This is a genomic window from Nocardia sp. NPDC046473, from assembly GCF_040645995.1.
In the GTDB taxonomy this organism is placed as follows: domain Bacteria; phylum Actinomycetota; class Actinomycetes; order Mycobacteriales; family Mycobacteriaceae; genus Nocardia.
On record NZ_JBEYZJ010000010.1, the window covers coordinates 33,779 to 46,121 of the forward strand.

The 12,343-nt window shown below is 66.3% G+C and carries 13 protein-coding genes; 5 read left to right on the forward strand and 8 right to left on the reverse strand.

Annotated features, from left to right (window positions below; all coding sequences use genetic code 11):
* Positions 1-12 precede the first annotated feature (12 nt).
* Both ABZ942_RS33315 and ABZ942_RS33320 read right to left on the reverse strand, forming a co-directional pair.
* On the reverse strand, positions 13-1,374 hold the full coding sequence (locus ABZ942_RS33315; RefSeq protein ID WP_357389099.1) for an aldehyde dehydrogenase family protein: 1,362 nt from the start codon (positions 1,372-1,374) through the stop codon (positions 13-15).
* Complete coding sequence (locus ABZ942_RS33320) at positions 1,374-2,432, reverse strand: AMP-binding protein (protein WP_357389101.1); 1,059 nt, start codon at positions 2,430-2,432, stop codon at positions 1,374-1,376. The genes ABZ942_RS33315 and ABZ942_RS33320 overlap by 1 nt, the downstream gene beginning before the upstream one ends.
* 147 nt (positions 2,433-2,579) lie before the next feature.
* On the opposite strand from ABZ942_RS33320, the gene ABZ942_RS33325 reads away from it, so the two are divergent.
* The 4 genes from ABZ942_RS33325 (at position 2,580) to ABZ942_RS33340 (ending at position 5,129) form a co-directional block, all read left to right on the forward strand.
* Positions 2,580-3,458, forward strand: coding sequence for a LysR family transcriptional regulator (locus tag ABZ942_RS33325; protein ID WP_357389103.1), 879 nt, complete (start codon positions 2,580-2,582; stop codon positions 3,456-3,458).
* A gap of 265 nt (positions 3,459-3,723) precedes the next feature.
* Positions 3,724-4,329, forward strand: coding sequence for a response regulator transcription factor (locus ABZ942_RS33330; protein WP_357389105.1), 606 nt, complete (start codon positions 3,724-3,726; stop codon positions 4,327-4,329).
* Between the two features lie 213 nt (positions 4,330-4,542).
* Positions 4,543-4,767 carry a 50S ribosomal protein L28 gene (rpmB, locus tag ABZ942_RS33335; RefSeq protein WP_357389856.1) on the forward strand — a complete coding sequence of 75 codons (225 nt, stop codon included), beginning with the start codon at positions 4,543-4,545 and terminating at the stop codon, positions 4,765-4,767.
* 47 nt (positions 4,768-4,814) lie between these two features.
* Positions 4,815-5,129: a hypothetical protein gene (locus tag ABZ942_RS33340; protein WP_357389107.1), complete on the forward strand. Its 315-nt coding sequence runs from the start codon at positions 4,815-4,817 to the stop codon at positions 5,127-5,129.
* Here ABZ942_RS33340 and ABZ942_RS33345 read toward each other — a convergent pair.
* Together ABZ942_RS33345 and ABZ942_RS33350 are read right to left on the reverse strand one after the other, a co-directional pair.
* A complete protein-coding gene (locus ABZ942_RS33345; protein ID WP_357389109.1) occupies positions 5,103-5,858 on the reverse strand; it encodes a nucleotidyltransferase domain-containing protein in 756 nt (251 codons plus the stop codon). The genes ABZ942_RS33340 and ABZ942_RS33345 overlap by 27 nt on opposite strands.
* 151 nt (positions 5,859-6,009) lie before the next feature.
* Positions 6,010-6,600 carry an XRE family transcriptional regulator gene (locus ABZ942_RS33350; protein ID WP_357389111.1) on the reverse strand — a complete coding sequence of 197 codons (591 nt, stop codon included), beginning with the start codon at positions 6,598-6,600 and terminating at the stop codon, positions 6,010-6,012.
* A 76-nt stretch (positions 6,601-6,676) separates the two neighbouring features.
* Between ABZ942_RS33350 and ABZ942_RS33355 the strand changes: the two genes are divergently transcribed.
* Positions 6,677-7,699, forward strand: a complete 1,023-nt coding sequence (locus tag ABZ942_RS33355; protein WP_357389113.1) for an NAD(P)/FAD-dependent oxidoreductase — start codon at positions 6,677-6,679, stop codon at positions 7,697-7,699.
* Between the two features lie 103 nt (positions 7,700-7,802).
* Here ABZ942_RS33355 and ABZ942_RS33360 read toward each other — a convergent pair whose 3' ends face one another.
* From ABZ942_RS33360 to ABZ942_RS33375, 4 genes are all read right to left on the reverse strand, one after another.
* Positions 7,803-8,057, reverse strand: coding sequence for a hypothetical protein (locus tag ABZ942_RS33360; RefSeq protein ID WP_357389115.1), 255 nt, complete (start codon positions 8,055-8,057; stop codon positions 7,803-7,805).
* A gap of 7 nt (positions 8,058-8,064) precedes the next feature.
* Complete coding sequence (locus ABZ942_RS33365; protein WP_357389117.1) at positions 8,065-8,403, reverse strand: DUF6247 family protein; 339 nt, start codon at positions 8,401-8,403, stop codon at positions 8,065-8,067.
* Between the two features lie 549 nt (positions 8,404-8,952).
* On the reverse strand, positions 8,953-11,067 hold the full coding sequence (locus ABZ942_RS33370; RefSeq protein WP_357389119.1) for an MMPL family transporter: 2,115 nt from the start codon (positions 11,065-11,067) through the stop codon (positions 8,953-8,955).
* Positions 11,064-12,317 (reverse strand): peptide synthetase, encoded by a 1,254-nt coding sequence (locus tag ABZ942_RS33375; RefSeq protein ID WP_357389121.1) that lies wholly within the window; start codon positions 12,315-12,317, stop codon positions 11,064-11,066. The genes ABZ942_RS33370 and ABZ942_RS33375 overlap by 4 nt, the downstream gene beginning before the upstream one ends.
* Positions 12,318-12,343 lie beyond the last annotated feature (26 nt).

Here is a 12,343-nt window from a genome sequence, read left to right on the forward strand (position 1 = left end):
CCAGTCGACGTTTCAGCGAAGGACCGTCTTGGTGCGCATCAGAAATTCGCCGAGATAGCCGTCGTGCGGCAGTCCGGGTTCGAGCCAGTTCGTCGGGTGGTTGCCGACGTAGACGTTGCTGATGGTCGGTTCGTTCAGCAACTCGTCGAGCAGTCGCTGGTCATTGGTGAGCGCGGTGAGGACCAGGGTGTTGCGCAGCGGCGCGATGCCGTCGGCGCGGCGCCACGGCGCGATCCACACGCAGGGAAAGGCGAGTTCCGCGCCGATCTGCTCGGCGAACGGACTGTCCACCTGATGTACCGCGGGTCGGAGGACGGCGCTGCCGTCACCGAGTTCGTCGATGATACCGTTGCCGCCCAGCCATGCCTTGGTTCCGCCGGCCCGCTTCAGCAGGTGGTCCTCCCACCGGCGTGCCGCGTCGACCGTGTGCACGGGCAGGATCGCCCGTTCGTCGTGCGACGGCAGACTGGGCAGGGCGGCGAGTCGGTCAGCGACCGCTCTGGCCACCGGAGTGGGATCGCCGTCGACGAACACCGCGGTGGCATTGACACAACCGACACCTCCACCGCCGCTGACGGATTCGACGATCGTGTCGAGCGCGGCCGCCCAGTCGCTGCCTTCGGTGAGCAGGATCTTGGACCGTCCAGGGCCCTGCGGCAGCACACCGGGACTGCCTGCGTATTTGGCCACCACATCGTCACCTCCGTAGACCATGCCGAGATCGGCCTGCCGCAGGATCTCGTCGGCCGCATCGTGATCGGTGGGCAGCAGCACGACCTGGTCCTCGCCGAATCCGGCGGCACGCAGCGCACTGATCAACCGATGTGGGGTGAACGGCTCCCGGCGGGAGGGGCGTACCGCGACCCGATATCCGAGCGCGAGCGGTTCCAGCCAACCCTGGTGCACCGCAGGGTGATTGCCCGCGGCGTGCACCGCGAAGACGTCGCCGCGACGGGTCCACACCGCCTGGCCCGCGCGGGTGGACGGATCGCGCCAGTCGCCGACCGCGCCGACCGGGCGCGCGTGCTGCACGATGCGGTAGGCCTGGGCGGCGGCTCGCGCGATGTCCTCGATCGCGTGGCGCACGACCGTGATCGGCATACCGGCGACGGCGCTGACGGTGTGCTGGTATTCGTGGGCGGTGCGTCCGGCGACCTGTTCGGTGGCGAAGGCGCGACCCGCGCGGGCGATGGCCGCTATCCGTTCGTCGACCGGGAGAGATGGCGCCCGATGCATGGCCTGCATGGTTCGGCTGACATAGAGCCGTGGCACGAGACTCAGTGTCGCGACCGGGTTTCCGGTGCGATCGTGGATCGTTTCCTGCTTTCGGGACCGGTACGGGCCGGTGGGGCCGAGCGCGTCGAGTTGGAGCATCAGTACACCCCTTCGATCACGGTCGCACCGCCGAACGCGGCGACGGGCGCGACATCGGCGACGGAATCGCCGAAACCCCCGGCCGGCGGCGCTATCCGCACGCCGTGATCGCGTTCGGTGTTGTTGACCAGCAGCGCGGTCTTGCTCAGGTGATTCATCACGACCTGGCCGCGTTCGCCGTAGGGAACGACCTGTCCGGTATCCGGGTCGACGATCCGGAAGGTGGTGTACGGGCTGAAAGTATCGAATACACAGGGCTCCTCGTCACCCAGGTCGGGTCGTTCCATCGCGGCGCCGAGAATCATGGTGCTGCCGTACATGCCGATCAGGCGCGCCTGCGGAAAGACCTCGGTGCGCAGTAGATCTCGCGTATCGGCATCCAAATGCGCACCACCCCATATGATTGCGCGAACCTTGTGATTGATCAGGTCTACCAGGTCCGCATGCCGCGCCAGCCGCTCCAGCAGCGGTGGGGTTGCGACGAGCACGCCGATATCCTGACTGCGCAAGATGTAGCCGATCTGCTCGATCAGGTGATCGGTGTACGCGTCGGCCTCGCTGCCGCGCCCGTCGGCGAGCAAGCGCTTCACCCAGCGCGGGTCGAGATCGATGGTGAAATTCACGCTGCCGCGGGCATGGCACAACCCGGCGACCGACGCGCCGACGCCGTGCGGTCCGCTCGGAATCGCGCTGAGCCAGTCGGCATCTCGGGGAACATCGAGCGCGTCGAATCGCGTGTCGAGCCACTCGACAGCGCGCTGTTCCCAGTCGGCGGTGAATACCACTCGCTTCGGTTGTCCGGTGGTGCCGCCGCTTTCGTACACCCGCACCGCCTGGCCGCCGCCGAACCCGCGAGGGATCAGGTCGCGGACCGCGGTATCGCGTAATTCGTCCACAACGTTGGGGAACAGGGACAGATCGTCGAAGCTGTGGATATCGACCAGGGGATCGAAGTCCAGTGTGTGGGCCCGCGCCAGCCAGAACGGCGAACCGGTCTCCGCGCTGAAATGCCAGCGCATCATCGCCCGCACGAACCCGCCGGGATCTTGCTCGATCATGAAATTTCCTCTCGCAGAACAACTATCGGCTCAGAAAGCCCGCCTTCGCGTCGGCTTCACAGCAACGCTAAGGCCGGTCGAGTAATAACGTCCAAGACCGAATTCCTCATGTATTGATGCCTCCACGGTTATGAGAGGATCGCGACCATGGACTTGTTGTCGCTGCGCTATTTCCAGGTGGTCGCACGCCACGAGCACATCAGCCGCGCCGCCGCGGAACTGCGCGTCGCCCAGCCTTCGATCAGCCGCACCATCGCCCGCCTCGAGGCCGAGCTCGGCGTACCGCTGTTCGATCGGCAAGGGCGGCAGATCAAGCTGAACCGATTCGGCGCGACCTTCCTGCGCCGGATCTCCCACGCGCTCGCCGAAATCGACGATGCGCGTAGGGAACTGGCCGACGCCGCCGGTTTGGCGCACGGCATGGTCGCGGTCGCGTCGGAGACGTTGCTCTCGCTCACCGAATTCCTGCCCGACTTTCGCGCCCGGCATCCGGGGGTCGAGATCCAGCTCTACCAGTCCACCGCCGAGCGGATGACCCAGCAGCTCGCCGCGCGCGAGGTCGACCTCTGCCTGGCCTCCCAGCCGCTTACCGGGCCCGGACTGCGCGCCGTCGAGCTGTTCCGGGAGCCGGTCCTGCTTGCCGTGCCTGCGGCCCACGCACTGGCAGGCCGCAGCGATGTCCCGGTCGATGCCCTGGCCGGCGAGCCGATCGTCACGACCAGGCCCGGCTACTGGCAGCGCGCCCTCACCGATCGGCTGTTCGCCGCGGCCGGACTGGTCCCGAACGTCGTGGTGGAGGGAGACGAGCTGGCGGCAGTGCAGCATCTGGTCGGCGCCGGACTCGGCATCGGTTTGATCCCGGCGATGTCGCGCCGAGTCGCCGCCTACCCCGCAGTCGGCTGGGCGCGCCTGAGCAGCCCGGACAGCTACCGCACCCTGCGCATCGTCTGGCGCGACGACGCCTACCTGTCCCACGCGGCCCAGCATTTCCGCGACATGATCATCGAGCACCTGGCCGAAAAATAGGTTGGCTCGGCTTTGCTGTTGCCCTTAGGGTGGTGGCGTTTACGGGGCGCGTACTGGCGTTTCGCTCCGATCCAACTTCGAGGTGATGACGTATTCCCAAGGACGAGTAGCCGTTGTTGCGGCACTGACCCCGTGAGCTGCGCAGGCGCGCTCCGGTCAGTTCGTCGACGGCTTTTCCGATGACCTGGGCTTCGTGCCTTGCGCACTCCGGTGCGTAGTTGGCGTACGTGGCCTGTATTCGGCGTTCTGCAAGAGGAATACATCCATGATTCGAGTGCTGCTCGCAGGCGGCCAACGACTGCCGCGTGAAGCCCTGGCCGCTGTTCTTTCGGGCACCCCTGGCGTGCAGGTGGTTTCGCAGGTTTCGCTGGGGACCGAGGTGGTGTCGAGTGCGCAACGTGCCCGGCCGAACGTGGCGCTGTTGGACGCCGATCTTCCTGGGATGGATGGGGTCTCGGCCGCGGCACGGTTGCGATCCATTCTGCCGGACTGCCGCGTCATCATCGTGACGGCGCCGAACCGGCCCGATGTGCTCAGATCCGCGCTGGCCGCACGGGTGGACGGGTTCTTGAGTAAAGGCGCGTCCATCGACGCGTTGACCGACACGGTGCGCAGGGTCGCGCGCGGCGATCGGGTGCTGGAACCGCAGGCCGTTGCCGAGGCCATGCATGGCCCCGGAAATCCGCTCAGCACCCGCGATATCGACATGCTCCGGTTGGCCGCGCAGGGCCGCACTCCCGATGAAATCGCTGCGGCACTGCACCTTTCGCCGGGCACGATTCGCAACAACCTGGCCGCCATCAATCGCAAGGTCGGCGCGCGCAACCGCATCGAGACGATACGGATCGCCGCCGGCCGCGGTTGGATCTGAGGCGCAGTGCATTCTGCACGCAATGTCATGCGATCCGCATCGATCCTCGGCTCATCGACGCTCGGGAAATGGCTGTTTCTGCTGGTCATCGCCCTATTCGTCGCTGGCCGCCGGACTCGGCCGCGGGCGTACGGTTCGAGGCTGCCACCAACAATATTCATGCGAGTGACCACCGATGCCGACGGCGATTGCGGTCGGAGAACAGGAGAGACGATGTCTGCCCACTGTGACGTCTGCGGTAAGAAACCGAGCTTCGGAAAGCAGGTGGCGCGGGCCGGCCGCCGTGCGCAACGGCGCTACGTCAAGGGACGGACGAATCGTCGTTTCAATCCGAATATTCAGTCGGTACGGACTGTGAAAGACGGTGCGCCCGTACGAATGAAGGTGTGTACATCGTGCATCAAGAAGGGCAGCGTGCCGCGTCGCACCTCCGCGTAGATCTTGTGGACGCGGCGGCAAGCGATCGTTCGGGTCGAATACCCCGATTGCTGAGATGGTTGAGCGCCAGGCGGCGAGGCCGCGAGCGTGACGAATTCCCGTGTCACGACTGCGGATTGCCGACCGCGCCGCTCGACGGTCCTGATGAGTGGTACACGGTGCACGACGCGGTGTGGGGATGCGCCGCGGCCTCGGTGGACAGCATTCTGTGTATCGGTTGTCTGGAAAACCGACTCGGCCGCCGACTGCTGCCCACCGATTTCGTTGCCGCCGTGCTGAACGAGCCGGGCTACGGACAGCACAGCTCACGACTGCGAAGCAGGCTGGGCGGACGGTCAGTCACCCATGGCGTGATCGAGTAGTGCTTCGGCCTCGATGATCGCCTGTGTCAAGGACTTCGGGTCCGAGTGGAGTCCTATGACAATTGTGTCGATGCCACGTAGTCCCGCTCGTTGCAGCATTCGCTTTTCGTTGGTGGTCCATGCACCGCGGGCGGCCAGGACCGCATGGGCTGTCTGCATTGCGGCGATGGCCAGGGCTCCCGCTACCTCGGTGGTCTGGCCGCGTTGGGCGTAGGTGGATTTGGCGTATTGCAGGGTCATGGCTGCGCGATTCTGCCAGATCGGTGGGGCTGTTTTGCGGAGAAGTTCGGGGAAGGTGGGGCGGGGGAGGGTGCCGTGGAGGACATGGTTGATGGCTAGTTCGGCGACTACCAGGTAACTGGGGATGCCTGCCAGGTGGAACATCAATGGTTCCCAGTGGAATCGGCCTTGTTGGGATTCGGCGAGTTCGTGTTCGACTACGTTGAGGTCGCGGTAGTGGACGTCGACCTTGCGGTCATCGATGGTGAACCAGGCTCCGCCGTTGAAGACTCCGCCGCCCCAGCCGCCGAGGTCGGAGATCTCGCCCGGCCAGCCTATTTCACGTAAAACGTTGGGGTCGAAGGTTTCCCGGTAGTAGATGGCGAGGTCCCAGTCGCTGTCGGGCGTGTGGGTGCCTTGGGCGCGTGAGCCGCCGAGGGTGACGGCTTGGACGCCGGGGAGGGCGGCCAACCGGTCGGTGACGTGCTGAAGGAAGGTGTCGTCGGGCATGAGTGTCCTAGGTCGCAGGAGTGATGACGGATACGGGCAGCACCGCCGGACGCTGAAACCCGCAGTGGGGCAGCGTGGTACGGCGGGCGCACGCGGTATCGGTCATCACTCCATGGGAAGGATCGTACCGAGCTGTGGAGGTGATCTCGACTTATTTTTCCGCGGATCTGGGGCGGGCGCGTAGGTGCGCGCGTTCGCCCTGTTTGCCGAAAAGGCTGAGGAACTCGACGGATTCGGCGGTGGCGGCACCGAACCAGTGCGGGACCCGGGTGTCGAATTCGGCGGCCTCGCCGGGGGTGAGCACCATGTCGCGCTCGCCGAGCACGAGCCGTAGTTTGCCGTTGAGGACGTAGAGCCACTCGTAGCCCTCGTGGGTTTGTGGCGACGGCTCCTTGCGACTGGAGTCGGCCGGGAGCACCATCTTGAAGGCTTGGATGCCGCCCGCGCGGCGCGTGAGCGGCAGGATGGTCATGCCGTGGGCGGTCATCGGGCGCAGGTGGATGCGCGGATCGCCGGTTTGCGGGGCGTCGACGAGTTCATCGAGCGTGACGCCGTGCGCTCGAGCCAGCGGGAGCAGTTGTTCGAGGGTTGGGCGGCGGCCGCCGGATTCCAGGCGGGACAGCGTGCTCACCGAGATGCCGGTGGCCTCCGACAGGGCGGCCAGGGTGGTTTCGCGCTGTCGGCGCAGCGCGCGCAGGCGTGGCCCGACCGCGTCGAGCGCCTGATCGAGATCGTCGTCCATACCTGCAGTTTGCCAGATCGGCAACAAACATTGCGCATATGCCTGATCTGGTCGCATGGTGGTCGCGGAGGTGGTCATGGTGACTGAACAGCTGAAAAACAGCTATGACGTGGTGGTGGTCGGCGGCGGCGCGGCCGGACTGAGCGGCGCGCTGATGCTTGGACGAGCCCGGCGGTCGGTGCTCGTGATCGACGCGGGTGCGCCGCGCAACGCGCCGGCCTCGGGCGTGCACGGACTGCTCGGCCGGGAGGGGATGGCACCGGGCGAGTTGCTGGAACGCGGTCGCGCGGAGGTGCGCGGGTATGGCGGCCACGTGGTCACCGGCGAAGTCGACGCCGTGTCCCGCACCGACGGCGGATTCGCGGTGACGCTGGCCGACGGCCGGACGGTCGGCGCGCGGCGACTCCTGGTGACCACCGGTCTGGTCGACGAGCTACCGGAAATACCGGGCCTACGGGATCGCTGGGGGCGCGACGTCCTGCACTGCCCGTACTGCCACGGCTGGGAGGTGCGCGACCAGGCCATCGGCGTGCTCGGCACCGGGCCGATGTCGGTGCACCAGACATTACTGTTCCGTCAGTGGAGCGACGACATCACACTCTTCCTGCACACCATGCCATCGCCCACCAAGGACGAGTTCGAGCAGCTCGCCGCCCGTGGCATCACCGTGGTGAAAGGCGAAGTGGCCGCGCTGGAGATCACTGACGACCGACTGACCGGCGTCCGCCTGAGCGATGGCACGATGGTCCGCCGTGAAGCAGTGGCGGTAATGAGCCGAATGGTGGCGCGCACCGATTTCCTTGCAGGACTTGGACTAAGGCCAGAACAGCACATGTCGGGCCTAGGCGAGCACATCCCGTCCGATCCGACCGGCCGCGCCGAGATACCCGGCGTGTGGGTCGCCGGCAACGTCACCGATCTGTCCGCCCAGGTCGGCGGCGCCGCCGCAGCAGGCGCTTTCGCGGCAGCCCAGATCAACGCCGACCTGGTCACCGAGGAGACCCGCCGAGCGGTCGACGCATATCGGAACACGTTCTCCGCCGAAAACGAGGCGCGGGTCAGCGAATTGATATCGGCCGACCGTCGGCACGGCATGTGAACCATGAAAGGACTCCGGCCGTCTGTGCGCAGAGTATGTACACGTCGTACAGCATCCACAGCCGCCGTCATCGACGGCCGGAACCCACCTTGATGTCTGTGTCTCAGCCCACCCAGGTCACGCTAACCACGACCACCCGGCGATCCTGCTCCAGTACCACGTACACGACTAGGCCCTCACTGCCCTGGCCGAAGGCCATACGGCGCATGCCGCTGTCCGGATTATCGTCCCGGTAAGGCGGACCCTCCCACGGTGTCAACTCCAGGAACGAGATGAGTTCGGCGAAATGCACCAATGCTTCGACCGGCAGACCGTCGACTTGCGCCCGCGCATCGGCAACGATCTCGTAGTGATACATCCGGCCGCTACCGGTTGAGTTTGGCGTTGATTTCCGCTCGATGCTCGGACGCACCGATGGTGCCCACGTCGTGGCCCTGCTCGAGATCCGTGACCAGCTCGAGCATCCGACGATGGGCGTCGGGACCGTGCCGTTGGGTGGTCTCGGCGATTTGGCGGAAGGTCGCCAGGACCGCCAGCACGCCTGTCAGGTCCAGGGACGTGGCGGCGGCTGACATTTCCTCGCGATAGCGGCGCACGAACTCCTTCTGCTCGGCACCGACCAGAGCATCGCGGATGGCGCTCGGAGTCGAGGCGGCGAGCAACGCAGGCTGGGACTGCGACCTGGACAACTCGGGTGATGCCATGGCAACACCATAACCCCTGTCATCCACCGACAGGATCGAGGTGAGTGGGATCGTCATGTTGTACCGGGTACCGGTGATGTTGCGGCCGAAGCGGCACGCCTGGTCAGCTGGGGAGGACGACACCGTCGGTGGGAACGCCTCGCCTGCCGCGTTCACCCGCAGACGAACAGTTGACCGAGTGCGGGATCACCTCTCGGGCAACGGAATCAGCTCGAGGTGCTCGGCCACCTTGTGTGCGCCGCAAGCACTCCGGCCGGACACCAGGTTTACCCCGTCGCCGTGCGAAACCAGGAATCTGCCACACACGCAGCGCAAATAGCGCACCGCCCCATGCGAAGAGACGAGCATCGGCGAGGGCCAGGAGCAGGAGGGGCAGGCGGCGGACATGGGAGCTAAGCCTGGGGAGTGATCGGAGGTATTGCAATCTTCGCTGCGGCGTGGCGACCGATCGGTATGAAAATTATTCTGCAGAAAAGATATTCAAGGATGTTCCAGATGCTTTTCCGGTAGTCGGTTCGACGGCTGCTGTGCGCCAGTGAATTCCATGGTTCACGGAACTCGGGCTGGTTCTGCCGCGTGTTCGACGGTGGCGGGGATGCGGCGAGAGCTGCGGAACGGGTTCCACCAGTTGGCGGGGCCCATGAGCTTGACGAGGGCGGGGACCAGGAGCATGCGGACGAGGGTGGCGTCGATCAGTAGGGCGATGATCATGCCTAGGCCGAGGAAGCGCATCGGGGTCAAGGGGGAGAGGGTGAAGGCGCCGGTGACTATTACCAGGAGGGTGGCGGCGGCGGTGATTACTCGGGCGGTTTTGAGGGTGCCGATGCGGACGGCGGCGGCGGTGTCGGCGCCGGAGTTGTGGGCTTCGACCATGCGGGACAAGAGGAAGACCTCGTAGTCGGTGGAGAGCCCGAAGACGACCGCGATGATCAGGACGAGCATGCCTGCGGCGAGGGGGCCGGGGCTGATGCCGAGCGCGCCTGCCAGGTGGCCGTCGTTGAAGATCCAGGTGAGCACGCCGAAGGTGGCGGCCAGGCTGAGGAACGCCATCAGTACCGCCTTGAGCGGCAACACGATCGATCGGAACGCCGCGAAGAGCAGTAGCACGGTCGCGGTGATCATGACGAGGATCATCCAGGGCATGGCGCGCACGATGGAGTGGACGCTGTCGACGGTGGCCGCGGTGTCGCCGCCGATCCGCAGGACCGTGCCGTCGGGGGGAGTGAGGGCGCGGATGTCTTTCACTGTGGCCGAGGCGTTTTCGCTGCGATCGGTGGCGGTCAGGAACGCGTGGAATACGACGAAATCATCGGCGCGACCCACCTGGAGCACCTGCCGGACGCCGTCGACGTGACCGAGGGCAGAACTCGCGGCATCGACCGCCGCCGACTGCGGCGGCCCATCGGCCCCCTGCAGCACTGCGGTGACACCACTGCTCGCCGCAGGGAACCCGGCGGTGAGTTCCTCTACGGTGGTGCGCATTTCGTTGCCCGCGGGCAATGCGCGGTGGTCGATATCACCGAGCTTCGCACCGGTGAGCGGCAAAGCGAGCAGCACCAGCACCGCGCCGACCACGATGGTCACCAGGCCCGGCCTGTGCAGCACCGAATCCACCACGCGACCCCAGAACTGCTCGGTCCGATCCTTGGTGCCCGCCTTGCCGATTCGCGCCCCGAACAGCGCGAGCATGGCGGGCAATACGGTGAGCGAGAGTCCGGCGGCGAGCGCGACCGCGGCGATCGCGCCGAAACCCAGCGACCGCAGCACGGCCTGCGGGAACACGAAAGTGCCGGCGAACGCGCAGATCAGCAGTAGCGCGGAGAAGGCGACCGTCCGTCCGGCGGTGGCGCAGGTGCGTTCGATGGCCGACTCGACGTCGCGCCCGCCCGCGAGCTCCTCACGGAAGCGGGTCACCAGAAACAACCCGTAATCGATCGCCATGCCGAGCCCGAGCAGCGAGGCGATATTCACCGCGAACGTGCTCACCTCGGTGAATTCGGTGAGCACCCGGATCGTGCCCATCGCGCCGAGCACCGCGAGCACACCGACCGCCACCGGCAGCGACGCCGCCACCAGACCGCCGAACACCAGCACCAGGATCAGCAAAGTGAGTGGCAGCGAGATGGATTCGGCCCGCACCAGATCGTGCTGCGACTGACCGTTGATCTGCGTCGCGAGCGCGCTGTAGCCGGACAGCCTGGTGTCGATACCCGGAACCTTCAGTGCCCCTTCGATATCCGGATAGGCGGTGACGCGTCGATTGTCGTCACCCGCGAGAAACACCGCCGCCAGCGCCTGCCGGTTGTCGGCGGACTTCAGGAACTGCTTACGGGGCGGCACACTGTTCCAATAGGTTTCGATCGGACGCTGCAGTAGCGTGGGATCGATCGTGGCCAGCGACTGCTGCACCCGAGGGCCGATATCGTCGAGGGTCTGCCCGGCCGGCGCGGTGTACAGCGCGACGGCATCGGGCGTCTGCGGGCCGAAGTGGTCGCGAACCAGCCGATCGACCGCCGCCGACTCACTGTGCGGGTCATTGAATCCGGCCGCGCTGACCTTGTCCGCGGTATGCATGCCGAGCAACCCGAACAGCAGCATCACCCCGACGACGACGGCGAGCACCGTACGCGGCCGGGCGATGACGAACCGTGCCCAGCCGGTCATCGCACTGGCGAATCATGCGGCGCGAGATCGGCTTCCAGCGTCGCCGCGATCTTGTCGAGCAGCGCTTCGAGCCTCGGCTCGATGCCCGCGCCGTTGCGACAGGACACGGTCAGCTCGATCTTCCCGCGCGATTCCAGCATGCCGAACAGCAGCGGCATCGCCCCGCTGTGCTGCGGCAACACCCGCATCGTGCTCGGTGTCCAGCCGGGTACCGCGAGCTCGTCGATATCGAACTTGCCCATGTGCGAAACGGTGGCGGACACCATGTTCCGGTTGTGCCTGGCACCGAGCCAGTTGCTCAGCCGCAGCACGGTGCGGATGGCGGCGGCCGGAAACTTCGACAGGCCGCCGTTGTCCAGCTGATTCAGTTCGGTCTTCTGCTCCAGTCCGGTGCGCATCCGGGCGCTGATCGTTTCCCAGCTGTCGCCCGGATCGACGTCGAGAAACAGTGGCAGCGCGAGGTTTCCGGTCGACCGCAGCGCCGGATCGTGCCTGCGCAGGTCGACCGGAACCATGAAACGCGACTTCACCCCGGCCGCTTCGGCCAGAATCGCCGAGACCCGTGCGACCATGCCCTTGCCGGTCGCGTGAATGGTCCGGTGCCGCAACAACCATCGCGAGGCCGCCGGATCCTGGCGGCCACGCCCGGTTGCCGCCGGATGGGTCGGCAGCACCAGCGTCTGCTTGCCCGGCGCACCCACCTGCGCCACCAATTCGACGTCGGAGATCGGGTCGGGCGCCCCGACCGGCGCCACCCCGCGCAACGCGCGGAGCACGTCGTCCACCCACATTCGCATGCCCATCCCGTCCATCACTCCGTGGAAGACACGGAATACGACGGTGGTTTGTTCACCGGTCAGCAGCAGCACCTCGGTGGTCCGGTCGGGCGTCGGCCCGATCGGACTGTTCAGTACCGCATCGTCTTCCAGCGTGGCGTAGTCGAGCGTCCACCCCGGCACCACCCGGACCTTCGCCGAAATGCCGCTGTCCACCCAGTAGTTGCCGTCGCGGACCAGCCGTGCACCGGGATTCGCCTCGGACGCCACGTCCACCGCGCGCTGCACGACGTCCGGGTCCAGGATGCCGACGCCGTGGATGACCATGTGCATCAGAAACGGCGGCGACACCTCCCTGGTGCAGAAGTACAGGCGCTCCGTGGGCGAGATCTTCCGACGAAAGACGGTGTCAGTGGGCCCACCCGTCGCCCGGCCGCCACCCCGCACGGAATCGCTACGTGATGCTTTCTTCATGTTGCCTCCGGTGACGACTGGGAGTT

Coding starts and splice junctions, on each gene's coding strand:
- ABZ942_RS33315 (WP_357389099.1), bottom strand. CDS start 1,374: ATGCTCCAACTCGACGCGCTCGGCCCCACCGGCCCGTACCGGTCCCGA.
- ABZ942_RS33320 (WP_357389101.1), bottom strand. CDS start 2,432: ATGATCGAGCAAGATCCCGGCGGGTTCGTGCGGGCGATGATGCGCTGG.
- ABZ942_RS33325 (WP_357389103.1), top strand. CDS start 2,580: ATGGACTTGTTGTCGCTGCGCTATTTCCAGGTGGTCGCACGCCACGAG.
- ABZ942_RS33330 (WP_357389105.1), top strand. CDS start 3,724: ATGATTCGAGTGCTGCTCGCAGGCGGCCAACGACTGCCGCGTGAAGCC.
- rpmB (WP_357389856.1), top strand. CDS start 4,543: ATGTCTGCCCACTGTGACGTCTGCGGTAAGAAACCGAGCTTCGGAAAG.
- ABZ942_RS33345 (WP_357389109.1), bottom strand. CDS start 5,858: ATGCCCGACGACACCTTCCTTCAGCACGTCACCGACCGGTTGGCCGCC.
- ABZ942_RS33350 (WP_357389111.1), bottom strand. CDS start 6,600: ATGGACGACGATCTCGATCAGGCGCTCGACGCGGTCGGGCCACGCCTG.
- ABZ942_RS33355 (WP_357389113.1), top strand. CDS start 6,677: ATGGTGACTGAACAGCTGAAAAACAGCTATGACGTGGTGGTGGTCGGC.
- ABZ942_RS33360 (WP_357389115.1), bottom strand. CDS start 8,057: ATGTATCACTACGAGATCGTTGCCGATGCGCGGGCGCAAGTCGACGGT.
- ABZ942_RS33365 (WP_357389117.1), bottom strand. CDS start 8,403: ATGGCATCACCCGAGTTGTCCAGGTCGCAGTCCCAGCCTGCGTTGCTC.
- ABZ942_RS33370 (WP_357389119.1), bottom strand. CDS start 11,067: ATGACCGGCTGGGCACGGTTCGTCATCGCCCGGCCGCGTACGGTGCTC.
- ABZ942_RS33375 (WP_357389121.1), bottom strand. CDS start 12,317: ATGAAGAAAGCATCACGTAGCGATTCCGTGCGGGGTGGCGGCCGGGCG.